Origin of the sequence: Micromonospora sp. C95 (assembly GCF_018070465.1) — a bacterium.
In the GTDB taxonomy this organism is placed as follows: domain Bacteria; phylum Actinomycetota; class Actinomycetes; order Mycobacteriales; family Micromonosporaceae; genus Micromonospora.
Genome location: NZ_JAGPXT010000006.1, coordinates 34,602 through 60,793, shown reverse-complemented (window position 1 = coordinate 60,793; position 26,192 = coordinate 34,602). Strand labels below are relative to the sequence as shown.

Here is a 26,192-nt window from a genome sequence, read left to right as displayed (position 1 = left end):
GACCTCGACCCGGGGCAGGTGTGGCATGACCACCGGCGTGGATGCCCGCTCGCCACCGTCACATCAGAGGCGTTCCACGGTGGGGCCGGCGCAACGGTTGCGGGTGTCGAAGACGTATCGGGCGTGCCGGACCACCAGGTCGTAGTCGAACACGTCGTGGTCGGTGACCACCACGACCCCGTCGGCCTCGCGCAACTCGCGCTCGGTCAGGCTCACCGTCAGCACCCCGGCGGGCAGGTGGTGCGCCTCGGCGTACGGCTCGACCGCCCGGACCTCGGCGCCGAGTTCCCGCAGCCGCCGGGCGACCTCGACGGCCGGCGAGTCGCGCATGTCACCGGTGTTGCGCTTGTACGCCAGCCCGAGCAGCAGCAGCCGGGCACCCCTGACCGCCCGCCCGGAGCGGTTCAGCCCGGCCATCACCCGCTGCGCCACGTGCTCGGGCATCTCGTGGTTGACGTCGTTTGCCAGCTCGATGAACCGGAACTGCCGGCCGAGCCGGCGCTTGACCTGCCAGGAGAGGTAACAGGGGTCGATCGGCAGGCAGTGCCCGCCGACACCGGGACCGGGCCGGAACGGCATGAATCCGAACGGCTTCGTCTCGGCCGCCTCGATGGCCTGCCACACGTCGATGTCCAACTGGTGCGAGAGCATCGTCAGCTCGTTCACCAGGGCGATGTTGACCTGGCGGAAGGTGTTCTCGATCAGCTTGGTCAGCTCGGCCACCCGGGTCGAGTCCACCGGCACCGTCCGCTGGACCAGACGCCGGTAGAACGAGTCGACCCGGGCCAGCGCGGCGGCGTCCACCCCGGACACCACCTTCGGCGTGTTCGCCAGCTGCCAGGTCGGGTTGCCCGGGTCGATGCGTTCGGGGCTGTACCCGAGGTGGTAGTCCCCGGGGCTGCGCAGCCCACTTGCCGCCTCCAGCAGCGGGCGGAGCAGCTCCTCGGTGGTGCCGGGGTAGGTGGTCGACTCCAGCACCACCGTGCAGCCGGGCCGCAGGTACGGTCCGATCCCCGTACCGGCCTGTTCCACGAAGCTCAGGTCGGGGGTGCCGTCGCGCAGCGGAGTGGGCACGGTGATGACGCAGATGTCGAAGTCCTTCGCATCGGCGTATTCGGTGCTCGGGTGATAACGGCCGCTGGCCAGGGCCCGGCCGAGCCGGTCGGCCGGAATGTCCGACACGAACGACTCGCCGGAGGCGAGCCGCTTGATCCGGTCGGCGTCGACGTCGAGGCCGACCACGTCCAGACCAGCTTCCACGGCCTGCATGGCCAGCGGCAGACCGACGTAGCCCTGACCGACGACGACAAGCTTCTCCACGCTCACCCGAACTCCCGCACCGTAGGAGATAACTGCTGGTGAGGAGCCTAGAGCGCGGTGTGACGGCGTACGTCCGTTTCGGGAATTTAGAGGAGCTTGAGACTGGTGGGGTCAGTCGCCCGTATCTTCGCCGGTGCCCGGTTCCACCTCGGGTGCGGAAGTGGGCGTCGACGGGGTGGGGGTCACCGGCGCCGTGGGTTCGCTGGGCGAGCCCGTCGGTTCCGGGGTGTCGGGGCTGGAGCCCGTCGGATCCGGCGAGGCGGGTTCGCTCGACTCGCTGGGCTGCGGCGAGGGCAGCGAGGGTGACGGGGACTCGGTCGCCCGGGTCGTCGAATTGGCCGGACGCAGCGCGGGCGCCTGTGCCGGTGCGCTCTCCGGCGAGCTTGGCGCTGCCCCCTCCTCGGCGGTCGACTCGACCGTCGGCGCGGTGGTCGGCAGGTTGACCGCCGGGGTGTTCGCCTCCTGCGTGGCGCCGAGCGCCGCACCGAGTGCCGTCATCCCGACCAGCACCGCGGTCAGCGCGCCGACCAGCTTGCCGCGACGCCGTCCGCCCGATGGCGGTGCGTCGAACACCGGGTTTGCGGTGCGGGTGTCCGGCCCCGCGTCGCGCAGTGCCGCGGCCACCGGGACAAATGTGGTGGGCAGGGAGCCCTCCGACACGGCGGCCCGGGCCGCTTCCGCCATCGCCGCACCGCTGCTGAACCGGTCGGCCGGATTCTTGGCCAGGGCCCGGTCGACAAGCACCCGGACCGCTTCCGGGATGTCGTGCGGCAGTTCCGGCGGCGGGTCGTCGAGGTGCCGGACGGCGACCTGGAGGGGATTGTCGCCGGTGAACGGCGGACTGCCGGTCAGGCAGCAGTAGGCGACCGCGCCGAGCGCGTACAGGTCGGTCGCCCCGGAGACCGGTCGCCCGGCGGCCTGCTCGGGAGCCATGTAGAGGGCGGTGCCCGGGACGGCGTTCGTGCTGGTGATGCTCGTTACGTTCGTCGACCGGGCCACCCCGAAGTCGACCAGGACGACGGTGCCGTCCTCCTGAATCAGCAGGTTGCTCGGTTTGACGTCGCGGTGCACGATCCCGCCGACGTGCGCGGCGTGCAACGCCTGCGCCGCCTGTGCCACCACCGACATGGCCACGCCCACGTCCAGGCGGCCCTCGGCCTCGATCCGCTTGGACAGCGGCTGACCGGTGACGAATTCCATGACCAGGTAGTCGGCTCGGCCCCCGCCGGGCAGATCGTCCTCACCGCAGTCGTAGACCTGCACGATCCCCGGGTGTCGCAGCGCCGCCATGATCCGCGCCTCGGCGCGGAACCGGGCGATGAAGTCGGGATCGGAGACGAGTGCGGGCAGCAGCACCTTGACCGCGACCTGCCGGCCGAGGATCAGGTCGGTTGCCTGCCAGACGTCGCCCATGCCGCCGGTGGCGACACGCTCGTCCAAGCGGTACCGACCGCTGAGTACGACCTCCGAAGACAACACGGCACCACCGTACCCACAGTGGGCTCGACCGGCGCGTCGGCGGGTCGGGCCGTCCCGATACCGCAACCGACGAATCCGTCGCCACCGGGTGGCGAGGGTCGGGCGGCCCAGGTTGTGGTCCCCGGCGTTGTCGGCGAGAATCCGCTACCGGGCCGTGCCGGCCCGGTTCGATTCAGGTAAGCGGGGGTGGGGTGCGGATCGAGGAGGTTCGGCGCGCGCAGCGGGCCGAGCCGTCGCATGCCCCCGCCCGGCGGCCGTCTCGGCAACGGCCGGTGGGTCGGCGGCGGTGCGACCGTGCCCGGTGAGCTGGACCACCTGGTATCCGCTGCCCGGGCCGGTGACGAGGACGCCTTCCGTCACCTCTACCGCACCCTGCAGCCCGGGCTGCTGCGCTACCTCACCGCCCTCGTCGGCGCCGACGCCGAGGACGTCGCGTCGGAGACCTGGTTGCAGGTCGCCCGCGACCTGCCCACCTTCACCGGTGGCGAGTTTCGTGCCTGGGTCGTCACCATCGCCCGGAACCGGGCCATGGATCACCTGCGCCGGCAGCGCCGTCGCCCCGCACTGCCAGTTCCGGTGCAGGAACTGAGCGAGTTGGCCGGGGACGCGGACACCGCCGAGCGGGCGGGCGAGAGGCTCGGCACCGAGGCGGCCCTCGCGCTGATCGCCAGTCTGCCGCCCCGGGAGGCCGAGGCGGTGCTGCTGCGCGCCGTGATCGGGCTCGATGCCGAGACCGCCGGACGGGTGCTCGGCCGTCGGGCCGGTGCGGTGCGTACCGCCGCGCACCGTGGCCTGCGCCGACTGGCCGTCCTGCTGGACCAGCGAGCGGCGACCAGCGCCCCGGACGATGCCCGGACCGCGGCCGACACCCGGTCGCCCCGGCGCGCCGGCCTGCCACCGCAGACCGAACCGGTGGACGGCTGACATGCGCGGACTGCGGGTGATGTTGCGCCGGTCGCGGCGCGCCGACCACGAGCGGTTGCTGGACGCCGCCCCGGACGCCCCGCCCACCCGGGCGGCGTCGGCGTCGACCGGCCCGCTGGCCGACCTGTTGCGGGCCGCCGCCGCCCCGGCCCGGGAGCGGGAACTGGCCGGCGAGGAGGCCGCCGTCGCGGCGTTTCGGGCCGCCCGTCAACCGGATGCGGCGGTACCGGCGGCCCGGCGACGACGGCACCGGTTCACCGTCGGCGCCGTGGCCTGGATCGCCGGGCTGGCGGCCACCGCCACGGCGGGTGCCGCCCTGGCCGCGGTCGGTATGGACCGCGCCGGTCCGGGCACGCCACCGGTGGCCACCAGCCCGGCCGCGCCGGCACCCAGCACCGGTGACGGCACGCCCACCGGCGAGGCCACCGTGGCCCCGACCGGTGGCCCGACCTCCGTGCCCGCGCGGCCGCCGACCCCGTCGGTGCCGGCGCCGAGCGCGTCGGCGACGCCGAGCACCGGGACCAGCGGGCACGTCGGTCCCGGCAACTCGGACAACACCACCGACCGGCCGGGCCTCTGTCGGGCCTACCTGGCCAAGTCGGAACGGCAGCGGGAGAAGGCACTGGGCACGCCCGCGTTCAACGAACTGGTGGTCGCGGCCGGCGGCCCGGAACACGTCGAGGAGTACTGCCGGGAGCTACGGGCCAGTTCCGACGCCGAGCCGACCGCGAGCCACGGCGGCTGAGTCCCGGTCGAGCGGCCGGCACGGTCGCGAGCCTTTCCCACCCGGACCGAACATGACCGAATCGTGAAATCCATTCGACGCGCGGTCTGCCCCTGCTAGACAGATGGTGGCCACGTCGTCCGTGCCGACATCGGATGAAGTGCCTCGTCTCCGTGCCGTGCACCGCGACGTGCCGGGCGTTCGGAACCGGTGCGCCGGCACCCTGCGGCTCAGGTTCACCGGGCGTCGATGTCACCGGGATGGGCTACCGTGTCGGCGATCCGATCGGGAAGGGAGCCACGCATGGTGATGTCACCGGAGGTGGACCGGATCCCGGTGCTGCGGGACCGTGCCGCCGCGGCCCGGCATCTCGCCCGGATCTGCTTCAAGACCGGCCCACCCACCCTCACCGGGGTCGAGTTGGAGTGGACGGTCCACGACGCCGTCGATCCGACCCGCCCCGTCGACGCCGCGCGGCTGCGCGCGGCACTGGGGCCGTACGCCCCCACCACGCTGGACCCGACCAGCCCGGCCCTGCGCCTGCTCCAGGGCAGTGCGATGACCGTCGAGCCCGGCGGGCAACTGGAGATCTCCACCCCACCGCGAGCCCGCGTCACCGCGCTGATCGACGCCACCCAGGCCGACGTGGCGCAGGCCGCCAGACTGTTGGACGCCGCCGGCCTGACTCTCGGCCGGTCCGGCATCGATCCGCACCGACATCCCCGGCCGGTGATCGACACCCCCCGCTACCGGGCGATGCGCCAGGTCTTCGACCGCCGCGGCCCCGACGGCCGGACGATGATGTACAGCACCGCCGGTCTGCAGGTCTGCCTCGACGCCGGGCAGCCCGAGCAACTGCTGGCCAGGTGGCAACTGGTGCACGCCGCCGGCCCACCCCTGCTCGCCACCTTCGCCACCGCCGGCCGGCACGCCGGCCGCGACACCGGCTGGGCGTCGGCCCGGATGGGCGCGTGGTGGCGCATCGACCCCGCTCGCACCGCCCCGGTCTGGACCCCCGCCCTTGCCGACCGGGATCCGGTGGCCGCCTGGACGGCGTACGTGCTGGCCGCGCCGCTGCTCTGTGTCCGGGGTGACGGTCCGGACTGGACGGCACCGCCGGACGTGACGTTCGCCGACTGGATCGACGGGGCGCTGCACCGGCCGCCCCGCCTCGACGACCTGGAATACCACGTCAGCACGCTCTTCCCGCCGGTGCGTCCGCGCGGCTACCTGGAGATTCGATACCTCGACGCCCAACCGGGGCGGGATTGGATCCTGCCGTTGGCGGTGCTCAGCGCGCTGCTCAGCGGCCCCGACACGATCGTCGCGGCGATGGCGGTGACCGCGCCCGCCGCCGACGGCTGGCACCGTGCCGCGCGGTACGGCCTGCGGGACGCGACCCTGGCCCGGGCCGCCACGGGTCTGCTCGACCTGGCCCGGACCGCGCTACCGCGGCTGGAACTGCCGCCGGCCCTGCACCGGGAGATCGACCACGGATTACGACTGCGGCGTGCGGCCGCGGAGAGGAGTCGGCCGTGACCGACACCAGCATCGACCGCGACGCCGAGGGGTTGCGCGGCCGGATCGCGGCGGAACTGGCCCGGACCCGCGCCCGCACCGCCCTGCTGACCGAGGCGGTGGACGACGCCGATCTGATGCGCCAGCACTCACCGCTGATGTCCCCGCTGGTGTGGGACCTGGCGCACGTGGGCAACCAGGAGGAACTCTGGCTGGTCCGCGACGTCGGCGGGCGGGAGGCGGTCCGGTGCGACATCGACGACCTGTACGACGCGTTCAAGCAACCGCGTCGGGACCGCCCGTCGCTGCCGCTGCTGCCGCCGGCGGAGGCCCGGGCGTACGTCGCCACGGTTCGGGAGAAGGTCCATGACCTGCTGGACCGCGTCACCTTCGACAGTTCCCGGCTGGTCGCCGACGGGTTCGCCTTCGGCATGATCGTGCAGCACGAGCAGCAGCACGACGAGACCATGCTCGCCACCCACCAGCTACGGTCCGGCCCGGTGGCGCTGCACGCGCCGCCGCCACCCGAGCCGACCGTACGGGTGCCCGCCGAGGTGCTGGTGCCCGCCGGTCCGTTCGTGATGGGCACCGACACGGACCCGTGGGCGCTCGACAACGAGCGCCCGGCCCACCGGGTGGAGCTGCCCGCGTACGTCATCGACGCCGCGCCGGTGACCAACGGTGCGTACCGCGCGTTCATCGCCGACGGGGGATACGACGACCCGCGCTGGTGGACCGGGGCGGGCTGGCAGCATCGCCGGCAGGCCGGGCTCGCCGCGCCGATGCACTGGCGGCGGGACGGCGACGGCTGGTCCTACCTGCGGTTCGGCCGTTGGGACCGGGTCCGCGACGACGAGCCGGTGGTGCACGTCTGCTTTCACGAGGCGCAGGCGTACGCCACCTGGGCGGGCAAGCGGCTGCCCACCGAGGCGGAGTGGGAGAAGGCCGCCCGGTGGGATCCGGCGACCGGCCGGTCCCGCCGCTATCCGTGGGGTGACGGCGACCCCACCTCCGCGCACGCCAACCTGGACCAACGGCACCTGTCGCCGGCACCGGTGGGCGCGTATCCGGCAGGTGTCTCGCCGCTGGGCGTGCATCAGCTCATCGGCGACGTGTGGGAATGGACCGCCACCCCCTTCCGGGGCTATCCGGGTTTCGCGGCCTTCCCCTACCGGGAGTACTCCGAGGTCTTCTTCGGCGACGACTACCAGGTGCTGCGGGGCGGCTCGTTCGGCACCGACCGGGCGGCCTGCCGCGGCACGTTCCGCAACTGGGACTATCCCGTCCGGCGGCAGATCTTCAGCGGCTTCCGGTGCGCCCGCGACGCCCGGCCCGACGAGGCGCACCGGTGACGGTCGGGAAGCCGGTCGTCTGATGTGCCGACACCTGGCCTATCTGGGGCCACCGGTGACCCTGCGGGAGCTGCTGTTCGACCCGCCGCACTCACTGCTGCGCCAGTCCTGGGCCCCCCGTGACATGCGTGGCGGCGGGACCATAAACGCCGACGGGTTCGGCGTCGGGTGGTACCCGGACGGCGCGGCGCCGGTGCGGTACCGCCGGGCGCAGCCCATCTGGAGCGACCCGACCATCGCCGAGCTGGCGGCGGTCACCTCCGCCGGCGCGGTGCTGGCCGCCGTCCGCTCGGCCACGGTCGGCATGGCGATCGTCGACACCGCCGCCGCGCCCTTCGCCGAGGGGCGGTGGCTGTTCAGCCACAACGGCGTGGTGCGCGGCTGGCCCGACTCGATGGTTCCGCTCGCCGCCGAGCTGCCCGTGCGGGACCTGCTCACCCTGGACGCGACGACCGACTCGGCGCTGCTGTGGGCGCTGCTCCGCGACCGGTTGCGCTCCGGTGTCGCGCCGGCCCGGGCGGTCGCCGAGACGGTGACCTCGGTGGCCGCGGCGGCACCCGGATCCCGGCTCAACATGCTGCTCACCGACGGGCACACGGTGGTCGCCAGCGCGGCCGGGCACGCCCTGTCGCTTCGTGCCACCCCCGAGTCGGTGCTGCTGGCCTCCGAACCGCACGACGACGGACCGGGCTGGCGTGCGGTGCCCGACGGGCAGCTCGTGCAGGCCACGGCGACCGACGTGCGCCAGCGGGACCTGGCCGCGTGGTGAGGCGGGCCGACGAAGCACCACCGGGCGTGCGCCGGGCCGCCCGCACCTGTCAGACACGACGGAAGGGGACAGCAGATGGGCGCTGAGCCGCTCGAGATCCACCTCGACGACCGGGACCTCAGCCGCAGCCTGCGCCGGGACGTCCGCCTCGGGCTGACCGCGACCGAGAAGTGGCTGCCACCGAAGTGGTTCTACGACTCCCGGGGCAGCGAACTCTTCGACGAGATCACCCGACTTCCGGAGTACTACCCGACCCGGGCCGAGCGGGCCGTGCTGGCCGCGCGGGCGACCGAGATCGCCGAGCTGACCGGCGCGAAGACGCTCATCGAGCTGGGTTCCGGTTCCTCGGAGAAGACCCGGTTGCTGCTGGACGCCTGCACCCAGCGCGGCGGTCTCGGCACGTTCGTGCCGCTGGACGTGTCGGTCAGCGCGCTGGCCGGCTCCACCGCCGCCCTCGCCGCCGACTACCCGGGGCTACGGGTGCGCGGCATCGTCGGGGACTTCACCCGCCACCTGGATCGGCTGCCGACCGGTGGGCGGCGGCTGGTCATCTTTCTCGGCGGCACGATCGGCAACCTGCTGCCGGACGAACGCGCGGAGTTCGTCGCCGGGATGCGCGCCGCGTTGGAGGCGGGCGACTGGCTGCTGGTCGGCACCGACCTGGTCAAGGATCCGGCGGTCATCGTGCCGGCGTACGACGACGCGGCCGGGGTGACCGCCGAGTTCAACCGCAACGTGCTGCGGGTGCTCAACCGGGAACTCGACGCCGACTTCGACCCGGCGGGCTTCGCCCACGTCGCGCTCTGGAACGCGGAACACGAGTGGATCGAGATGCGGCTGCGGGCGGAGAGATCCATGCGGGTGCGGGTGCTCGACCTCGACGTCGACTTCGCCGCCGGTGAGGATCTGCGTACCGAGGTGTCGGCGAAGTTCCGCCCGGAAGGCATCGCGGGCGAACTGGCCGCCGCGGGTTTCCGTACCGAGCGGTTCTGGACCGACCCGGACGGCCTGTTCGGGGTGACCCTGGCCCGCGCCGCGTGAGCGATCGTCGGCCGACCCGGGTGAGCAGCCGCTGGACGATCGGTTAGGGTGGGCGCAGCGAAGGGGAGTAGCCCATAACGTCGTGGTCGACATACTGGTGCGTCACGCGCCCGGCCACCCGGCCTCGTTCCGGCGAGGCGGGCGAGACCTTCGACCAGGCTGTTGCAGCCGGGTCGAGGGCGCCCCACACCTCCTCCCGGCCTGATCCGGGAAGGACATCATGGACGGGTTCCTCGCCGCGCTGGTGATCAGCTTCGGCGTCATCTTCGTCGCCGAGCTGGGAGACAAGTCCCAGCTCATGGCGCTGGCCTTCGCCACCAGGTACCGCACGGTGCCGGTGCTGATCGGCATCACCGTCGCCACCACCCTGGTGCACCTCGCCTCGGTGGCGATCGGCCACGGGCTCGGTGCGACCCTGCCCACCGGCTGGATCTCGCTGCTGGCGGGTCTGGCCTTTCTCGGCTTCGGCGCGTGGACGCTGCGGGGCGACCGGCTCACCGCCGATGACGAGCGCCGTGCCGCCCGGGGTGGCAGATCAGCCGTGCTCACCGTCGGCGTCGCGTTCTTCCTCGCCGAGCTGGGCGACAAGACGATGCTCGCCACCATCACGCTGGCCACCCAGTACGGCTGGTTCGGCACCTGGATCGGCTCGACCGTCGGCATGGTCGCGGCGGACACGTTGGCGATCGTCGCCGGCCGGCTGCTCGGCCGGAAACTGCCGGAACGAACCATCAGGTACGGCGCCGCCGCGCTCTTCGCCGTCAGCGGTGTCTGGCTGATCGTCGACGCGGTGACCCAGTTGCGCTGAGCGTCGTCGACACCTGTGCCGCGACTGCGCCGACCGGGTCAACTCGTGCGCCCCGGGCGTCGACTACCCGGATGCAGGCCGGGTAAGGCGCCCGGGTGGACGTCGAGGTCATCCTCCAACGGGGCCACCAGTTGCTGGTGACCGCGGTCGAGCTGGTCGGTGCCTTCGTCATCGTCGTCGGTGCGGCCCTGGCCGCGTTGCGGTTCGTGATCGACGGGCTGCGCCACCGCGACGCCGCGGTGTTCACCCGGATCCGGCTGTCCCTGGGGCGCTTCCTCACCCTCGGCCTGGAGTTCCAGCTGGCGGCGGACATCCTGCGTACCGCGCTGTCGCCGACCTTCGCGCAGATCGGTCAACTGGCCGCCATCGCCGCCATCCGGACGGTGTTGAACTACGTGCTGGGCCGGGAGATCGAACACGAACAACGGCAGGTCGACGACCGATGAGGATGCTGCTGTCCGCTCTCGTCACGGCGTTCGGTGTGCTCGGTGCGACGGTGGCGCTGCTGACCACCGGTTCCCGCGCGACGGCCCTGGGGGTGCTGCTCGACATGCTGCTCGCCGCCGGCCTACTGCGGCTGACCGGCGAGCAGTCCTGGACGGAGATCGCCGTACTGGTGGCGATCGTGGCACTGCGCCTGCTGGTGCGTACCGCGCTGACCGCGGACTTCCGCCGGCGGTCGGGAGACGGGCAACGCCCGGCCGAGCGGGTCGACCGGGCGCTACCGGGGTGAGTGGGCGGGTGCCGTGGTTCAGCCCGCGGGCTTCTGGTAGACGTCCGGCACACCGTCCTGGTCCTGGTCGGCCTGCTCCTTGAGGGCGATCGCCCGGTACACCTTGTTGCGCCGCCGGAGCACGACGGTGGCCAACAGCGCCGAGATCAACGAGCCGGCCAGCACCGCCGCCTTGACGTTGTCGCCCTCGGAGCCGGCGGAGCCGAAGGCGAGCTCGCCGATGAGCAGCGACACGGTGAAGCCGATACCGGCCAGGAACGACACCCCGAGCAGGTCCGACCAGCTGATGTCCTCGTCCAGGCTGGCCCGGGTGAACCGGGCCAGCAGGAAGGTCGAGCCGAGGATGCCGACGCACTTGCCGACCACGAGGCCGAGCACGATGCCGAGGACGATCGGGTCGGTGATCACCGCGCCGAGGTCCGCGCCGCGCAGCGAGACACCGGCGGCGAAGAACGCGAAGACCGGCACCGCGAAGCCGGCCGAGACCGGTCGCCACACGTGCTCCAGGTGCTCGGCGAGGCCGGCCATCGGGCGACCGCCGGTGCCGCCCTTGCCGGCGAGCACCGGCACGGTGAAGCCCAGCAGTACGCCGGCCACCGTGGCGTGCACTCCGGAGGAGTGCACCAGGGTCCAGGCCACCACGGCCAGCGGGATGAGCGCCCACCACCAGGTGCGGCGGCGCTGCACCAGCAGGCCGAACAGGGCGATCGGCACCAGGGCGCCGAGCAGCGGAAGCACGCTGAAGTCGTCGGTGTAGAAGACCGCGATGATGGTGATGGCCAGCAGGTCGTCGACCACGGCCAGGGTGAGCAGGAAAGCCCGCAGGCCCTGCGGGAGGTAGGCGCCGATCACCGCCAGCACCGCCAACGCGAACGCGATGTCGGTGGCGGTCGGGATCGCCCAACCACGCAGTCCGTCGCCACCACCGGCGACGTTGACGGCCACGAAGATCAGCGCCGGCACGACCATTCCGCCGACCGCCGCCACCACCGGCAGCGCCGCCCGCCGCGGATCGCGCAATTCACCGGCGACGAACTCGCGTTTGAGCTCCAGCCCGACCACGAAGAAGAAGATGGCCAGCAGGCCGTCGGCGGCCCAGGTGGCGAGGTCGAGGTCGAGGTGCAGCGCTTCGCCGCCCGACCAGGGCACCCACCGCCCCAGCGCTGCGTAGGCGTCACCCCATGGTGAGTTCGCCCAGACCAGCGCGATCACGGCACCGAAGAGGAGCAGGGCGCCGCCGACTGTCTCGGTGCGCAGCACGTCGGCCAGGAAGCGCGCCTCCGGCCAGGAGGTACGGGCGAAGAGGCGGCTCGCGCCGCGGCGCTCGGGGCGCGGGTTCCGGTCGGTCATACGTGAGGTCCACCTCGTCGGTCAGAGGGCAGCACGGCACCATCGCCGACCAGGCTTCCCGGCACACCCGTGCAAGACCTTATCCAGTGCCGACGGCCGTCGCGAGCGGTGCGGCGGCGACTCTTCCCACAGCAGGGCGACGAGCCGCTCGGTGGCGCTCGACGACGACATCGCATTTTTTCCGGATCGGAGCGATTCCGAGGGACCGCCGGTCCGGTTGGTCACTGCGGACGTGATCGGCTATTCAGAAAATACCTAACTCCGGACATAAGCCGCATGAGCCGCTTTAATGGTTTCACGAGATTGAGTCGACCTTGGGGGTTTTCGTGAAGTTCTTTGGCGTTACCGGCCCGGTACGGAGGCCCGCCTGATGGACCTGTACCGCCAACTACGCCTGGTGCGCCGGCATTGGTGGATCGTCCTGGTCACCCTCATGGTGGCCCTGGGCGTGACCGCGCTGGTCACCGTGCGGGCCCAGCCTCGCTACGTCGCTTCGGTCACCTTCTTCGTCACCACCCCGAGCCAGGGCGTCACCGACGCCTACCAGGGTGGGCTCTTCCTTCAACAGCGGGTGAAGTCGTACGCGGAGCTGCTGACCAGTGACCGGCTGGCGCAGGCCGCGGTGGCCGACAACCAGTTCGGGCTGACCGCCGAGGAGATCCAGCGTCGAGTCAGCACCTCCACCGAGACCGGCACCGTGCTGTTGCGGGCGTCGGTGACCGACACCGACCAGACCCGGGCGTTGCGGGTGACCGAAGCGCTCTCGGCGAAGTTCGTCGAGCTGGTGCAGAAGGTCGAGACGCGGCCGGACGGCAGCCCCGGGCCGATCAAGATCGAGGTGGTAAGTGGGCCACGGGTGACCCCGACACCGGTGTCACCACAGCCGGTACGCAATACCGCGATCGGTGCCCTGCTCGGCCTGCTGGCCGGCGTCGGGCTGGCGATCCTGCGCGGCATGGCCGACGTCCGGCTGCGCGACGCGGCCGGGCTGCAGCGGGTGACCGGCAGCCCGCTGCTCGGTGAGATCCCGATCGACACCAGCGCGCGGTCGGCCCCACTGATCGTCGGCGACGCCGCCACCTCGGCGCGGGCCGAGGCCGTCCGCAAGCTGCGGACGAACCTGCGCTTCGTCGACGTGCACGAGCCGGCTCGGGTCATCGCGGTCACCAGCGCCCTGCAGGGCGAGGGCAAGACGACCCTGTCGTGCAACCTGGCGATCGCGCTGGCCGAGGCGGGCTGGCGGGTCCTGCTGGTCGACGCCGACCTGCGTCGACCGAAGGTCGGCGACTACCTGGGCATCGACCCGGGAGTGGGGCTGACCGACGTGCTCGTCGGCGACGTGCAGGTGGGCGACGTGGTGCAGCGCTGGGGAGACAAGTCGCTGCTCGTGCTGCCCAGCGGCTCGGCACCGCCCAACCCGAGCGAGCTGCTCGGTTCCAAGGCCATGTCGGACCTGCTGCTGGCCCTTCGGGAGTCCGCCGACATCGTCATCATCGACACCGCGCCGCTGCTCGCGGTCACCGACGGTGTGGTGGTGGCCGTGCAGGCCGACGGCGCGCTGCTGGTCACCCAGCAGGGACGTACCTCCCGGGCCCAGGTGGCCGCGGCCGCCCGGGCCCTGCACTCGGTGTCGGTGCGGCTGCTCGGCTGCGTGCTGAACATGGCCCGGGTACCCAAGGCCGAGGCGTACCAGTACGAGGCCTACCGGGTGGTCGCCGCCGCGACCGGTGGTCAGTCGGTGCCGACGGACCGCAGCCGGGCCGGCCGGCATGCCGAACGGACCCACTCCGGTGAGGTGAGCGACCACACGCAGGAACTCACCCGGCTGTCCCGATGAGCGTCGCCAGGGGTCGCAGGGCCCGGTCGATCTCCTCCACGCAGCGTCGGAAGTCCTCCGGGGTGCCCCCCACGGGGTCACGCAGGTCGTCGGCGTCCCCGGGGGCGGGCTGCAACCGCCCCCGGGCCAGGGCGGCGGCGGCCACCGCGGCCCGTACCGGATCGTCCTGCTCGTTCGTCGCCGGCTCGGCCGCCGCGGCGAGCCGGCCGAACTGGCGCAGCGTGAACGTCCGGTGCAGCGCGGCCGGTGCCAGCGCGGTGCAGATCGAGCGCTGGCGCCGGGTGGCGGTCAGCACCAGCACCGCACCGGTGAGGTGTTCCGGCAGTAGTCGCCGGCTGCGGAACGACGTCGGGTCGTCACCGGTCTCGGCGGCGATCGCCGCCGCGTACGGATGCATGGCCAGGCCCTCGACGGCGTCGGTGCCGGCACTGGCCACGGTCACCGGTTGCCCGGCGAGCAGGCGACGCGCGGCGTACTCGGCCATCGGTGACCGGCACAGGTTGGCGTGGCAGACGAACAGCACCCCGCTGAGCATGTGGAACCCCCTGGACGATGCGGTCGCGGGCGGTGGCGCCGCGACGACGGGCGGTCGCCGGGAGCGTCCACCCGGTGAGGGGATGTCGAGATCGTACGCAGTCGTCGCGCTCCCGGTCCCGGGCGGCGCGCCGAACCGGTCCGCAGGGACGGGGGTGTACCGGTGCGAATCGGGATGGTGACGTACCACTTTCCACCGGAGCCGGCGTTCATCCCCGGCAGTCTCGCGGAGGAACTGGCCGCGCGGGGTCACGAGGTACGGGTGCTGACCGGATTCCCCGACTATCCGGGCGGGCACGTCTACCCGGGCTGGCGGCAGCGCTGGCACCACGAGACCCGCAGCCGGGGGCTGACCGTGCGCCGGGTGCCGCGGTACAGCACCGGTGACGCCACCGTACGTGGCCGGATGGCCTCCTGGCTCACCTTCGCCGGCAGCGCGGCGCTCGTCGGTCGGCGGTTTCTTGCCGGAGTGGACGTGCTGTACGTGCATCAGCCACCGGCCGCCGCGTTCGCCTCGGCGGCCCTGCTACGCCTGCTCGGCCCGGTGCCGCTGGTGCTGCACGTGCCGGACGTCTGGGCCGAACAACTCCCCGACTCCGTCGACGAGGGCCGGTGGGCGGCTCGGGTCCGGGCGGCCACGCTCCGGACCTACCGGGCCGCCGATCGGGTCGCGGTGACCACGCCCTCGCTGCGGGACGCGGTGCTCGCGGACGGGATCGACCAGGCGCGGGTCCGGGTGGTGCTCAACTGGACCGACGAGCGGATCTTCCGTCCGGTGTCGGCCAGTCCGGCCGCCCGACGGCTGGTCCGCCGGGACGAGCGGTGCGTCGTGATGCACGCCGGCACCATCGGCGCCCGGCAGGGGTTGGACACGGCGGTACGGGCGGCGGCCGCCCTGGGCGAGACCGTCGACCTGGTCCTGGTGGGCTCGGGCGCCGACGAGCGGCGGGTGCGCGGCCTCGCCGCCGAGCTGCGGGCCGACAACGTCCGGTTCGTGGACCGGCGCTCTCCGCTGGACATGCCGGAGCTGTATGCCGCCGCCGACTATCAGCTGGTCATGGTGCGTGATCTGCCGGAGTTGCGCAGCAGCGTGCCGGACAAGCTCCAGGCGGTGCTGTCGTGCGGCGCACCGGTGGTCGCCTCGGCCGGCGGCGACACCGCGACCCTTGTCGAACGGGCCCGGGCGGGGCTGTCCTGCCCGCCGGAGGACTGGGCCAGCCTGGCGGACCGGTTCTGGTTGGCGGCGCAGATCCCCGCGCCGGCACGGGTCGAGATGGGGCGGCGCGGTCGGGAGGCGTACCTGCGGGAGATGTCGCTCGCCTCGGGCGTAGACCGGATCGAGGAACTGCTGCTGGAGGCGGCGGCCGCCGGAACCAGGCGCGACGGTAAGACCGAGCAAACCTCGCGTAAAGCCTGATCCAGTCATTAACACACCGAATTGGCCGTTAGGTGTTAAGAACAATGTGGTCTTCTGTCCGTTTTTGGAAAGAGGTGCGACGTGACGCAGAGCGAAAGCCCTCGACGGCGGCGTAGCCGGTCCCGCCGTCGTCGGCGCGCCCGACTGCGTCGCATCCTGCTGACCACGTTGGTGGTCGGCTCGTTGCTGCTGGGCCTCACCGGCTGGGTCGGCTTCCGTGGCTGGCAGGCTCGCGCCCACCTGATCAACGCCGCCGGCCTGGCCGGGGAACTGAGCGCCCATCTGGTCGGCGGCGACACCGCTCGCGCCCAGCGAACCCTCGCCGCCCTGCAGGAGCAGTCCGGCGCGGCGCGGCGGGCCACCGGGGATCCCGGATGGTGGCTCGGCCGGCAGGCCCCGGTCGCCGGGGCGAACCTCACCGCGGTCCGGCAGATCGCCGTCGCCATCGACGACCTGGCCCGCCAGGCGTTCCCGGCGCTGCTCCGCGTCGACCTCGGGGGCCTGGTGCCGCAGGAGGGTCGACTGGATCTGACCGGCCTGCGTACCGTCACCGACGATCTGGTCGCGGTGCACGCCGCGGTGCAGCGGACCCGCACGGAGTTGGCCGAGGTCTCCGGTGACCGGCTGGTCGGGCAGGTTCGGCGTGCCCTGACGGAGCTGCGGGGCGAGATCGACCGGTTGGCCGCGATGACCTCGGCGGCGGACCGGGCGAGCCGCCTGCTGCCGCCGTTGCTCGGTGTGGACGGACCGCGGCGTTACCTGCTGGTGTCGCAGAACTCCGCGGAGCTGCGCGCGACCGGCGGCATGTTCGGCGCGTACGCGGTGATCGAGGCGAACAAGGGCCGGGTCAAGATGGGTGACCAGGGCAGCAGTTCCAGCCTTGGTCGTTTCCCCGAGCCCCTGAAGATCCCGGCGGAGGTGCGGGCCCTCTGGGGTGAGCTGCCCGGCATCTACCCGGCGGACGTCAACCTCAGCCCGCACTTCCCGACCGCCGCCGCGCTGTATCGGGAGATGTACCGGCGGCACAGCGGGGAGAAGGTCGACGGTGTCCTGGCCGTGGACCCGGTCGTGCTGTCGTACCTGTTGAAGGCCACCGGGCCGGTGCGGGTGCCGGGCGGGGTGGCGTTGAGTGCGGAGAACGCGGTCCGGACCCTGCTCAGCGACACCTACCAGCAGATGGGTCCGCGAGAACAGGACGACTTCTTCGCGGGTGCGGCGGCCACTGTTTTTGACACACTCTTCGCCCGGAACATCCACCCGAATGGGTTGTTGTCCGCATTCGACCGCTCTATACAAGAACGTCGGATACTGTTCTGGAGTGCCCGACCGGAGGAACAGCGGACACTCGGCGACAGCCGGATGGCCGGGGCGCTTCCGGAACAGGACACCGTGCCGACGGTCGGTGTGTTCCTCAACGACGGCAGCGGCGCGAAGCTCGGCTACTACCTCCGGCAGACCGCCGACCTCACGGTCGGCGACTGCCACGCCGACGGCCGCCGTGAGCTGAACCTCCGGGTGACGCTCCGGTCCACCGCACCGGCCTCGGGGCTCAGCGAGTCGGTGCTCGGTCTCGGTCGGGCCGGGGACCCGTACACCGTCCGGACCCTGGTGTCGGTGTACGGCCCGACCGGCGGGGCGGTGCTCGACACCCGACTCGACGGTGCCGAGACTTCGGTGGGCAACGGCACCGAACGACGGCGACAGGTCGCCACCATGAACGTCGAGGTCGGACCAGGCGGGACCCGCACGTTGGAGGTCTCGCTGCTGACCGGCAAGACGGGCAGCGGTACGGCCGAGCTGTGGCTGACCCCGACCGCCACCCCATGGACCACCCATGTTGTTACCGCACCAAGCTGTTCTCAGTAGGAGGGAACGAACCATGCGGCTATCCCGCATCATCATGGCGCTCACGGTCGGTCTGGCCGTGGTGGCCGTGCCGGCTGCGGCGGGGGCGGCGCAACCGCAGCCGCAGCCGTCGCCAACAGTCACCGATCCGCCCCAGCCACCGCCGTATCCGCCGGTGCTGGCGTCGCTGACGGTGAACCGACCCACCATCTTCCTCGGTGAGACGGTGATCCTGACCGGCCGCAACTTCGGGCCGAACGAGACGGTGGACATCGTCGTCTCGGTGTCACCGCTGGCCGCGCCGGCCGCCGGTACGGCCCGGCGCAGCGACGGCAGTACCGTCGCCATGGCACCGGTGGCCTTCCAGGCCAGCGCGCCGTTGAGCTTCACCGCCCGGACCAACTCCGAAGGGGTCTTCACCCGGCGGTACAAGCCGTCGGTGACCGGCCTGCTCACCTTCACCGCGACCGGGCGGGAGTCCGGCCGTACCGCCTCGACCCAGTTGCGGGTACTGCACAAGAAGAAGCCGCACCTGCCGGTCACCGGCAGCAGCCTGGACACGCCGATGAAGGTCGGCGGCGGTCTCGTCGCCGCCGGTGCCGTCCTGCTGCTCGGCACGGTGGCCTGGCGGCGGCGCAACCGCTTCGGTGCGGGTGGCGCGAACTGACCCACCATTCCGGGCAGGGCCCGGAGAACGAAGGTACCGGTGCCCGCCGTTCCCTCCGACGGGCACCGGTACCTGTCTGTCCAGCCGGCCCTACACCACGCCGTACGCCAGCGTCGCGACGCTCGTGGGGTGCCAGCTCAGGCACCGGTTCGACGCCCGGTCGGGCTACCCGGCGTCGACGGACCGCTCCTGGTACGGGTCGCCGGTGGGGTCAACCAGTTCGACGTCACCGTCACCGACGGTGTGCCGGTACGCGCCCGAGCCCGGGCGTAGAGTCGAGCCGTGGAGCGAGCCGAGGCGATGCCAGCGGAGACCCGACCACCCGGTGTGGCGACGGTGGATCCCGGCAGCGTGCTGCTGCCCGGCCACGACGTGCCGCTGGGTCGCTACACCACGGTGCGCCGGCTCCTGCCGCAGCGCACCCGCCGGCTGGTCGGAGCCTGGTGCTTCGTCGACCATTTCGGACCTGACGACGTGGCCGAGCGGCCCGGCATGGAGGTGCCGCCGCACCCGCACACCGGCCTGCAGACCGTGTCCTGGCTGCTCGACGGGGAGATCCTGCACCGCGACAGCCTCGGTAACCAGCAGCCGATCCGTCCCGGTCAACTGAACGTGATGACCTCGGGTCACGGCATCGCCCACTCCGAACGCTCACCGGCGCAGCACCCGCCCCTGATGCACGGGGTGCAGCTGTGGGTGGCGCTGCCGGACGGGGCCCGGGCCGGCGCGCCCGACTTCGCCCACCACGCCGAGCTGCCCCGGTGGCGCGACGGGGACCTCGACGTCACCCTGCTGGTCGGGGAACTCGCCGGGGAACGCTCACCGGCGCGGGTGCACACCCCGCTGCTCGGCGCGCAACTGGAACTGGCCGGGCCAGCGCTCACCGGGTTGCCGCTGCGGCGTGACTTCGAGTACGCGCTGCTGGCTCTCGACGGTGCCGGCGAGGTCGACGGCCTGCCGCTGACCCCCGGGGCGCTGCTCTGGCTCGGCTCCGGACGGGACGCGCTGAGCCTGCGCGGTGAGCCGGGTAGCCGACTGATGCTGCTCGGTGGCACGCCGTTCGAGGAGCCGCTGGTGATGTGGTGGAACTTCGTCGGTCGGGACCACGACGAGATCGCCGCCGCCCGGGAGGACTGGATGGCCGGCCGGCGGTTCGGGGTCGTCGCCGACGACCCGGACCCGCCGCTGCCCGCACCGGTGCTGCCCACCGTCCGGCTCAAGGCCCGCGACCGTTCCGGCGGCTTCCACGGCTAGGCGGTCGCTGGCAGCTCAGGCGGGGTGGTCGAGGTCGCGAACCAGGGGAGCGAGCAGCCTGTCGACGGACATCCGGGCGACGAGCCCGTTGCGGAGACCCGCGAGCGTGCTCGACGAGGTGAACAGCGCCCGGGCGAAGTGGCGTGACTGCCGCTGCGCTCGCTCGACGCGCCCCTTCCGCCGCCGTTCGTAGCGGCGCAGCGCGGTGGGTACGTGGCCGGCGTCGGACCGGCTGAGCTCGTCGGCCAGCGCCGCGGCCGACTCCAGTGCCACCGAGGCACCCATTCCGGCGGTCGGTAGAAAGGCGGCAGCGGCGTCCCCCACCAGCGCCACCCGGCCGCGCACCCACCGGGTGGCACGCACATCGGTCATGGGCCACAGCCAACGCTCGTCGTCCGAGCGGGGCAGCAGACGGTCGGCGGGCAGTCCCGCTCCGGTGAGGGTCCGGTGCAGCCATGCCCTGGCCTGCGGGCCGCGCACGGTGTCCGAGGGGCCGCCGACGATCAGGCACGCCCGACCCTTGCACGGGTAGCACCCGACGAAGCTGCCGGCTCCCCAGAATTCCACCGTCTCACCGGCGGCGCCCGGGTGGTCTGCCGCCGCGATCCACCACGTCGCGCAGGTCCATCCCGTGTCGTGCCGGGGCTGGGGTCCGAGGAGCGCGGTGCGCACCGCGGATCCGATGCCGTCGGCACCCACCAACAGGTCGGCCGCGATGTTGGTTCCGTCGTCGAGCCGAGCATCGACGCCGGTGGGGTGCTGCTCCATGGCCACGATGCGACCCGTGCGGTGCGCCACGTGGTCGCAGGCCGTGGCCAGCATCTCGACGAGTTCGCCGCGTGGCAGGGTGCCGAGGTATCCGTGGCGGGCGATGTCGGGAGGCGGCCCGGAAGTGGTGAGCAGGGCCCCCGACCCCGACCGCGCCGTGTAGCGCCGCATCGGCAGGCCCCGCTCGACCAGCCGGTCATGGACGCCGACCGCATGCAGCACCCGGGTCCCGTGCGGCCAGAGGGCGAGCGCGAAGCCGTCGTCGCTGCCATGGCCGGGATCGACCACGGTGACCTGGTGGCCCCGGGGACGCAGCAGCGCCGCGAATGTCAACCCGGCGACACCGCCGCCGGCGATCAGCACCTTCATTGCGCCTCCAGGTGACCCTCGCCGGGTCGGGCGAACGCCCTCGCCCGGCGTACCCCGGCGCACGTCGCCGGTGGTGACGGGGCGGCACGATCGGTCGAAGTCCCTCCCGCTCCCACCCCGATGTCGGCCAGAAGCGCGTCCAGGGTGTCGATGACAGCGGTCAGCCGCCAGGCGGAGACGATGTCGAACGCGTGCTGGCCGCCGGGCAGTTCGACGTGGACCACGGGCTGCGACGACTCGGCCCGCAGCTTGTCCGCCAGGGCACGCGCCGTGCCGGCGGAGGTGTAGTTGTCGAGGCTTCCGTGTGCGATCAGGAAGGCCGGTGCGTCGGATGCCGGCAGCGCGAACGGGGTCGACGTGACCGCCTCGTCGGCGCCGCGGCCGTAGTAACGGCCGTAGTAGCCGTAGAGGCAGACCGCCGCGGCAGGCCGTTCCTCGGGCTTCGCGCGCAGCGTGTAGAGAGAGGTCAGATGGGCCCCTGCGGAGCTACCCGCCAGCACGACCGTCGTGGCGTCCGCGCCGTGCTCTCCGGCGTGCGTACGCGCCCAGGCGATCGCGGCCTCGGCGTCGGCGAGGTGCTCCTCGAAACCCGCCCCGGGGCGGAGCCGGTACGTCGCGCTCACGCACATCCAGCCGCGTGCGGCGAGGTGATGCAGCAGGCCACGAGCCTCCCAGTTCTTGCTGCCCGAGAAGTAGCCGCCGCCGTGGAAGTAGACCAGCACCGGCCCACCCGTTGGCCGGTCGCGGCGTCGCAGGACGTCGAGGCGCTGGCGCCGGTGGTCGCCGTAGCGCAGGTTGCGTAGTCGCCGCACGGAACGGGGTCGGATCGGAAGCGGGGTGAGGGCGGTACGCCACCAGCTTCGCCGAGCCGGTGCGCGGTCTATGCCGGCCGCTCGCAGTGCGGCGCCGGCGGCGGACCTCGAACGGGCGGCCCGGCGGGTCAACAGGATCAGCATCACCGCGGTCGCCACCGCGCCCGCCAGTAGGACGCCCGACAGCACGTCGGTGCGCAGGTCTCCGCTCCAGATCGCCGCGGCGGTCGAGGCCGCGAGCAGCGCCAGGAACAGGTGCGGCACCTCGTTCACGACCATTCCGGCCAGGAAGGCGGCCCGCGCCAGCAGCCGCGGTCGAGCGGGTGGAACCAACGCGGCGGCGGTGGCCAGGCCGAGCACGAGGACGTGCACCAGGTAGTCGTTCGACACGGGGCTCCTCCTCTACAGATGTCGAGGTCCTGCTACTCTACACCTGTAGAGCAGCAGGGGGGGGAAGCCCGTGGCGACCGAGCGTCGGACCGTGATCGCGGATGCGGCGATCACCACGCTGGCCAGGGCGGGTGGACGTGGACTCACCCACCGGGCCGTGGACCGGCAGGCGGGGCTTCCGATGGGCTCCACCTCCTACTACTTCCGCACCCGGGCGGACCTGCTCCGGGCGGCCGTCGATCGGCTGGCCGAGCTGGACGAGGCGGCTCTCGCCCCCGCCGCCGGGACGCTCGCCGCAGACCTCGCCCGGGTGGCCGAACAGTTGCTCAGCGCCGACCGGGAGCGGCTCCTCGCCCGCTACGAGCTCGCGCTCGAATCCGTACGGCGCCCCGAGCTGCGCGAGTTCCTGGCGGCCGGCACGCACCGGGTGCGTGGTGCCATCGAGCAGCGGCTGACCGAGCAGGGCGTCGCGGCGGCACGCGAGGTGGCCACGGCCGCGCTCGCGCTGGTCGACGGTATGATCTTCGCCGAACTCACCGCGACCGAGGGACAGCAACGCGGCCGCGCCGCGCTGGAAGCCGCCCTGGCACGGCTCATGAGCGCCGAGTGACCCAGGTCGGCCGAAACCCCCGACGACCCCGATCCGACAGTCGAGCACCCTGTGATGGAGGGCCCCATGCGCCGACTCACCTACTACGTCGCGGCCACCGTCGATGGTTTCATCGCTGGCCCGGACGGCGGGGACCCAAGCGGCCAGAGCTACTTCCCGGTCCCCGCCGACCTGATCGACTACATGGTGACCAACTTCCCGGAGACGTTGCCCGCGCCCGCACGTGCCGCGCTGGGCCTCGAGGGGCCGGGGAAGGTCTTCGACACCGTGCTCGAGGGCCGGGCGTCCTATCAGCTCGGCCTGGACGCCGGGCTGGACGACGCCTATCCGCACCTGCGTCACCTGGTGTTCTCCACCACCCTGCGGGCAACGCCGGGCACCGCCGTCGAGATGGTCCGCACCGACGCCCTCGACCGAGTCCGCAGCCTCAAGCAGGACGGCAGCGAGCTGGACATCTGGCTGGTCGGCGGCGGTACGTTGGCCCACAGCCTGCTACCCGAGATCGACCGGCTCATCATCAAGCAGCACCCGTCCGTGATCGGCTCGGGCATTCCGATGTTCGCCGGTCCCTTCCAGCCCACCCTGTTCGTCCCCGTTGATGCCACGACGCTGGATTCCGGGGTGCGCGTACTGACGCTGGACCGCCGCTGAAGGCTGGGCCCGGCAGCCAGGTGTGGTCCGGCGAAACCCGGCCTACTCACCCTGGGCGCGGGTAACAGCCGCCCATGCCCACCACGGTTGCCACGATCGAGGACAGGAAGCGGTTGGCGCGCCGGCTCGCCGGCAGTGGCCGGGGCTTCGCCGAGCAGTACGGCTTCCGGGTCACCAACAACCCGTCCAGCCTGTTCCAGGTGCTCTGCCTGTCGGTGCTGCTGGCCCGCCGGGGAGATTTCCGGCGGGCCCTCGACGGTGCGCACGCGCTGCCCGACGCGGGCTGGGACAGCGCGGCCCGACTGTCCGGTTCGTCCCACGCCGACCGGGTCAGGACGCTGCGCGACAGCGGGCAGCGCGGTGACGTCGAGGCGCTGGCTGACCTACTGGGCGAGTTGGCCCGTACGGTCGTCGGGCACTACCGGGGTGACCTGCGACGGCTGCGGTCGGCGGCGCACCGTGACCCGGCCCGTGAGCGGGCGCTGCTGACCGCCTTGCCAGGGGTGGACGACCAGGTCGCGGACCTGTTTCTGCGCGAGGTGCAGGCGTTGTGGGGCGAGGTCGCGCCGGTGGCCGACCGGCGGGCGCTGACGGCTGCCCGGCGGCTCGGGTTGGGCCGCTCGGCCGAGGATCTCGCCGGGCTGGCCGGTGGTCGTGGGTCGGAGCGGCTCGCCTGGCTGGTCGGCGCGCTGGCCCGGGTCGACCTGGAGGGGCGATACGCCGAGCTGGCGGGATGAGGCCCTTTGTCGGCACCCGCTGTCCGTTCGGCTGATGGCGTGCGGTAAGCTGCTCGCAGTAACACGCAGCCACCCGGTTCGGGTGGCTGTCGGCCGCCTGGTGGCCGCGACCCGGTTCGGGCGCGTCCCCCAGGGCAGGCGGTTACCCAGGGGCGCCCCCGGCCGCGGTTCGTGGCCGGGGCGCCCCCCTGTCCGTCGGCGGGTGGCGGCGTCAGATGCTGCGCAGGTGCTGCGACACCCGCTGGTGCCGCTTGTCGCGCCCCTGGGCGCCGCGCTGCGCGTCGGTGATCTCGGGCGCGGCGTCGATGCCCGCCGACCGGGCCACCTGGTTGCCGTTGGCGTAATCCACCGGCGGCAGGGCGCGCAGGGCCTGCAGCACGTCCGGCGGTGCCCCTTCCCGTTCGGCCTCGCGCACCACCTCGTCCTTCCCGGCGGGGTAGTCCAGGCTGGACAGGTACTGCAGGACGTCGGCGTAACTCGCCATGGTGTCGACTCCTCCCGGGCCTCGATCCGGCCACGACCGGGCGCGGATACCCGACCCGGGGCAGCTCACGCGCCGAGGTCGACGGAAAAGCGGTCGCCGTTTCCGTACCGGTCCGGTGGGTAAGCGCGGGCCGGAGGGGGTACGCGATGAACTACGACACGTTCGTCGACCAGGTCGCCCAGCGCACCGCCACCTCGTCGTCGCGGTCGGCGGAGCTGATCCGGGCGACGCTGGAGACGCTTGCCGAGCGGCTGACCGGTGGCGAGGTGCTGGACCTGGCCGTACAGCTGCCGGCCCCGCTGCGGCTGCCGATGCGCCCGACACCGGACATCGAGGCGGCGGAGCGGTTCGGTGCCGCCGAGTTCGTCGCCCGGGTCGCCGTGCGTGCCGGGGTGGCGGAGCCGGCCGCCAAGGACGCGATCCGGGCGGTCTTCACCACTCTGCGGGAGGCGGTGACCGGCGGAGAGTTCGACGAACTGGTGGTCCAGCTGCCCCGCGACTACCGCGACATGGTCGAGCCCGCTCTGGCCCCCGGCGCGACGCTGCGCCGCCGTTGAGCGGTTGTCGCCCCGCGGCCGGTGCCGGACTCAGCCGATCGCTCCGCTGGCGCGGAACTGGGCGACCCGGTCCCGGTCGAAGCCGGCCTCGGCGAGCACCTCGTCGGTGTGCTCACCCGGCCAGGGCGGCGGCCGACGGATCGCGGTCGGGGTGGCGGAGAACCGGGGCGCCGGCGCCGGCTGGACGACCCCGTCGCGGAGCACGAACGTCTTCCGGGCGGCAAGGTGCGGGTGCTCGGACGCCTCCTGCCAATCCAGCACCGGCGCGACACAGGCGTCGGAGGCGGTGAGCAGCGCCGCCCACTCGTCCCGGGTACGGGTGCGGAACAGGCGCGCCCAGGCGGCCCGCAACGCCGGCCAGTTCGCCGGGTCGGTCCGGTCGATCGGCTCGTCCGGTGGGAGTGGGAAACCGGTGCGCCGGACCAGTTCGTCGTAGAAGCGTGGCTCCAGCGCGCCGACGGCGAGGTACCGCCCGTCGGCGCACTCGTAGGTGTCGTAGAACGGCGCACCGCCGTCGAGCAGGTTGACGCCGCGCGGGTCCTGCCACATGCCGAGCTGGCGCAGTGCGTGGATCTGAGTGCTGAGCACCGCCACCCCGTCCACGATTGCCGCGTCGACCACCTGACCGGTCGCGCCCCCGCGAACCGCGTGCAGCGCCGAGACCACGCCCAGGGCGAGCATCATGCCGCCGCCGCCGAAGTCGCCGAGCAGGTTCATCGGCGGCACCGGAGGCGCACCGGCCCGCCCGATGCCGTGCAGCGCACCGGTCAGCGCCAGGTAGTCGATGTCGTGTCCGGCGTACGGGGCGTTCGGGCCGTGCTGACCCCACCCGGTCATCCGGCCGTAGACAAGTGCCGGGTTGACCGTGTGGCAGTCGGCCGGTCCGACGCCGAGCCGCTCGGTGACCCCGGGCCGGAACCCCTCGATGAGGGCGTCGGCGGCACCGACCAGCGCCAGCACCACCTCGCGTCCGCCGGCGGACTTCAGGTCGACACCGATCGAGCGGCGCCCCCGGTTCAGCAGATCGGGATGTGGGGTGCCGAAGGCGGCGGCGTCCACCTCGGTGACCCGGTCGACCCGGATCACGTCGGCGCCCAGGTCGGCCAGCATCATGGCGGCGAACGGTCCGGGGCCGATCCCGGCCAGTTCCACCACGCGTACGCCGGCCAGCGGGCCGGTCGGCAGGTCTGCGCTCACCGGGCCACGATAGGCGCTCGGATCGGGACCGGCGGGCTGCCCGCC

At 72.7% G+C, this 26,192-nt stretch carries 27 protein-coding genes; 19 read left to right on the top strand and 8 right to left on the bottom strand.

Annotation, left to right across the window (positions count from 1 at the left end):
- Positions 1-63 precede the first annotated feature (63 nt).
- Both KBX00_RS09495 and KBX00_RS09490 read right to left on the bottom strand, forming a co-directional pair.
- On the bottom strand, positions 64-1,326 hold the full coding sequence (locus KBX00_RS09495) for a nucleotide sugar dehydrogenase (RefSeq protein WP_210825379.1): 1,263 nt from the start codon (positions 1,324-1,326) through the stop codon (positions 64-66).
- 105 nt (positions 1,327-1,431) lie between these two features.
- Positions 1,432-2,799, bottom strand: coding sequence for a serine/threonine-protein kinase (locus tag KBX00_RS09490; RefSeq protein ID WP_210825377.1), 1,368 nt, complete (start codon positions 2,797-2,799; stop codon positions 1,432-1,434).
- A gap of 294 nt (positions 2,800-3,093) precedes the next feature.
- Between KBX00_RS09490 and KBX00_RS09485 the strand changes: the two genes are divergently transcribed.
- The 9 genes from KBX00_RS09485 (at position 3,094) to KBX00_RS09445 (ending at position 10,668) form a co-directional block, all read left to right on the top strand.
- Positions 3,094-3,723 (top strand): RNA polymerase sigma factor, encoded by a 630-nt coding sequence (locus KBX00_RS09485; RefSeq protein WP_210825708.1) that lies wholly within the window; start codon positions 3,094-3,096, stop codon positions 3,721-3,723.
- Position 3,724: 1 nt separating this feature from the next.
- On the top strand, positions 3,725-4,468 hold the full coding sequence (locus tag KBX00_RS09480) for a hypothetical protein (protein ID WP_210825375.1): 744 nt from the start codon (positions 3,725-3,727) through the stop codon (positions 4,466-4,468).
- A 282-nt stretch (positions 4,469-4,750) separates the two neighbouring features.
- Positions 4,751-5,986 (top strand): glutamate-cysteine ligase family protein, encoded by a 1,236-nt coding sequence (locus tag KBX00_RS09475; RefSeq protein ID WP_210825373.1) that lies wholly within the window; start codon positions 4,751-4,753, stop codon positions 5,984-5,986.
- The gene (gene egtB / locus KBX00_RS09470; protein WP_210825371.1) at positions 5,983-7,317 is read left to right on the top strand and encodes an ergothioneine biosynthesis protein EgtB; all 1,335 of its coding nucleotides are present in this window, start codon (positions 5,983-5,985) and stop codon (positions 7,315-7,317) included. Before KBX00_RS09475 ends, egtB begins: the two co-directional genes overlap by 4 nt.
- Positions 7,318-7,339: 22 nt before the next feature.
- Positions 7,340-8,086 (top strand): ergothioneine biosynthesis protein EgtC, encoded by a 747-nt coding sequence (gene egtC, locus KBX00_RS09465; protein ID WP_210825369.1) that lies wholly within the window; start codon positions 7,340-7,342, stop codon positions 8,084-8,086.
- A gap of 75 nt (positions 8,087-8,161) precedes the next feature.
- Positions 8,162-9,127, top strand: coding sequence for an L-histidine N(alpha)-methyltransferase (egtD, locus tag KBX00_RS09460; protein ID WP_210825367.1), 966 nt, complete (start codon positions 8,162-8,164; stop codon positions 9,125-9,127).
- Between the two features lie 220 nt (positions 9,128-9,347).
- Positions 9,348-9,935, top strand: a complete 588-nt coding sequence (locus tag KBX00_RS09455) for a TMEM165/GDT1 family protein (protein WP_210825365.1) — start codon at positions 9,348-9,350, stop codon at positions 9,933-9,935.
- A gap of 95 nt (positions 9,936-10,030) precedes the next feature.
- On the top strand, positions 10,031-10,381 hold the full coding sequence (locus KBX00_RS09450; RefSeq protein WP_210825363.1) for a DUF1622 domain-containing protein: 351 nt from the start codon (positions 10,031-10,033) through the stop codon (positions 10,379-10,381).
- Positions 10,378-10,668 (top strand): DUF1622 domain-containing protein, encoded by a 291-nt coding sequence (locus tag KBX00_RS09445; protein ID WP_210825360.1) that lies wholly within the window; start codon positions 10,378-10,380, stop codon positions 10,666-10,668. The genes KBX00_RS09450 and KBX00_RS09445 overlap by 4 nt, the downstream gene beginning before the upstream one ends.
- 18 nt (positions 10,669-10,686) lie before the next feature.
- Here KBX00_RS09445 and nhaA read toward each other — a convergent pair whose 3' ends face one another.
- Positions 10,687-12,018 carry a Na+/H+ antiporter NhaA gene (gene nhaA, locus KBX00_RS09440; RefSeq protein WP_210825359.1) on the bottom strand — a complete coding sequence of 444 codons (1,332 nt, stop codon included), beginning with the start codon at positions 12,016-12,018 and terminating at the stop codon, positions 10,687-10,689.
- A 370-nt stretch (positions 12,019-12,388) separates the two neighbouring features.
- Between nhaA and KBX00_RS09435 the strand changes: the two genes are divergently transcribed.
- Positions 12,389-13,855: a polysaccharide biosynthesis tyrosine autokinase gene (locus KBX00_RS09435; RefSeq protein ID WP_210825357.1), complete on the top strand. Its 1,467-nt coding sequence runs from the start codon at positions 12,389-12,391 to the stop codon at positions 13,853-13,855.
- On the opposite strand, the gene KBX00_RS09430 is transcribed toward KBX00_RS09435, so the two are convergent.
- Entirely contained in the window at positions 13,836-14,390 is a 555-nt protein-coding gene (locus KBX00_RS09430) for a low molecular weight phosphatase family protein (protein WP_210825356.1), read from the bottom strand. The genes KBX00_RS09435 and KBX00_RS09430 overlap by 20 nt on opposite strands.
- A gap of 162 nt (positions 14,391-14,552) precedes the next feature.
- On the opposite strand from KBX00_RS09430, the gene KBX00_RS09425 reads away from it, so the two are divergent.
- The 5 genes from KBX00_RS09425 (at position 14,553) to KBX00_RS09405 (ending at position 19,572) form a co-directional block, all read left to right on the top strand.
- Positions 14,553-15,806: a glycosyltransferase family 4 protein gene (locus tag KBX00_RS09425; protein WP_210825355.1), complete on the top strand. Its 1,254-nt coding sequence runs from the start codon at positions 14,553-14,555 to the stop codon at positions 15,804-15,806.
- Between the two features lie 81 nt (positions 15,807-15,887).
- On the top strand, positions 15,888-17,672 hold the full coding sequence (locus KBX00_RS09420; RefSeq protein WP_307868346.1) for a DUF4012 domain-containing protein: 1,785 nt from the start codon (positions 15,888-15,890) through the stop codon (positions 17,670-17,672).
- A 13-nt stretch (positions 17,673-17,685) separates the two neighbouring features.
- Positions 17,686-18,318: a hypothetical protein gene (locus KBX00_RS09415; RefSeq protein WP_210825354.1), complete on the top strand. Its 633-nt coding sequence runs from the start codon at positions 17,686-17,688 to the stop codon at positions 18,316-18,318.
- A gap of 129 nt (positions 18,319-18,447) precedes the next feature.
- Positions 18,448-18,591: a hypothetical protein gene (locus KBX00_RS09410; RefSeq protein ID WP_210825353.1), complete on the top strand. Its 144-nt coding sequence runs from the start codon at positions 18,448-18,450 to the stop codon at positions 18,589-18,591.
- A gap of 27 nt (positions 18,592-18,618) precedes the next feature.
- On the top strand, positions 18,619-19,572 hold the full coding sequence (locus KBX00_RS09405; RefSeq protein WP_301547669.1) for a pirin family protein: 954 nt from the start codon (positions 18,619-18,621) through the stop codon (positions 19,570-19,572).
- Positions 19,573-19,587: 15 nt separating this feature from the next.
- Here KBX00_RS09405 and KBX00_RS09400 read toward each other — a convergent pair whose 3' ends face one another.
- Positions 19,588-20,709: an NAD(P)/FAD-dependent oxidoreductase gene (locus KBX00_RS09400; RefSeq protein ID WP_210825349.1), complete on the bottom strand. Its 1,122-nt coding sequence runs from the start codon at positions 20,707-20,709 to the stop codon at positions 19,588-19,590.
- On the bottom strand, positions 20,706-21,911 hold the full coding sequence (locus KBX00_RS09395) for an alpha/beta hydrolase (RefSeq protein ID WP_210825347.1): 1,206 nt from the start codon (positions 21,909-21,911) through the stop codon (positions 20,706-20,708). Before KBX00_RS09395 ends, KBX00_RS09400 begins: the two co-directional genes overlap by 4 nt.
- 70 nt (positions 21,912-21,981) lie before the next feature.
- Here KBX00_RS09395 and KBX00_RS09390 point away from each other — a divergent pair, with 70 nt between their 5' ends.
- The 3 genes from KBX00_RS09390 (at position 21,982) to KBX00_RS09380 (ending at position 23,909) form a co-directional block, all read left to right on the top strand.
- A complete protein-coding gene (locus KBX00_RS09390; protein ID WP_210825345.1) occupies positions 21,982-22,521 on the top strand; it encodes a TetR/AcrR family transcriptional regulator in 540 nt (179 codons plus the stop codon).
- A 66-nt stretch (positions 22,522-22,587) separates the two neighbouring features.
- The gene (locus KBX00_RS09385) at positions 22,588-23,172 is read left to right on the top strand and encodes a dihydrofolate reductase family protein (RefSeq protein ID WP_210825343.1); all 585 of its coding nucleotides are present in this window, start codon (positions 22,588-22,590) and stop codon (positions 23,170-23,172) included.
- Positions 23,173-23,246: 74 nt separating this feature from the next.
- Positions 23,247-23,909, top strand: coding sequence for a hypothetical protein (locus tag KBX00_RS09380; RefSeq protein WP_210825341.1), 663 nt, complete (start codon positions 23,247-23,249; stop codon positions 23,907-23,909).
- 211 nt (positions 23,910-24,120) lie between these two features.
- Here KBX00_RS09380 and KBX00_RS09375 read toward each other — a convergent pair whose 3' ends face one another.
- Positions 24,121-24,393, bottom strand: a complete 273-nt coding sequence (locus KBX00_RS09375) for a DUF2795 domain-containing protein (RefSeq protein WP_210825339.1) — start codon at positions 24,391-24,393, stop codon at positions 24,121-24,123.
- Between the two features lie 146 nt (positions 24,394-24,539).
- On the opposite strand from KBX00_RS09375, the gene KBX00_RS09370 reads away from it, so the two are divergent.
- On the top strand, positions 24,540-24,950 hold the full coding sequence (locus KBX00_RS09370; protein ID WP_210825337.1) for a DUF2267 domain-containing protein: 411 nt from the start codon (positions 24,540-24,542) through the stop codon (positions 24,948-24,950).
- Between the two features lie 30 nt (positions 24,951-24,980).
- Here the strand turns inward: KBX00_RS09370 and KBX00_RS09365 are convergent, their stop codons facing one another.
- Positions 24,981-26,147 (bottom strand): CaiB/BaiF CoA-transferase family protein, encoded by a 1,167-nt coding sequence (locus KBX00_RS09365; RefSeq protein ID WP_210825335.1) that lies wholly within the window; start codon positions 26,145-26,147, stop codon positions 24,981-24,983.
- Positions 26,148-26,192 lie beyond the last annotated feature (45 nt).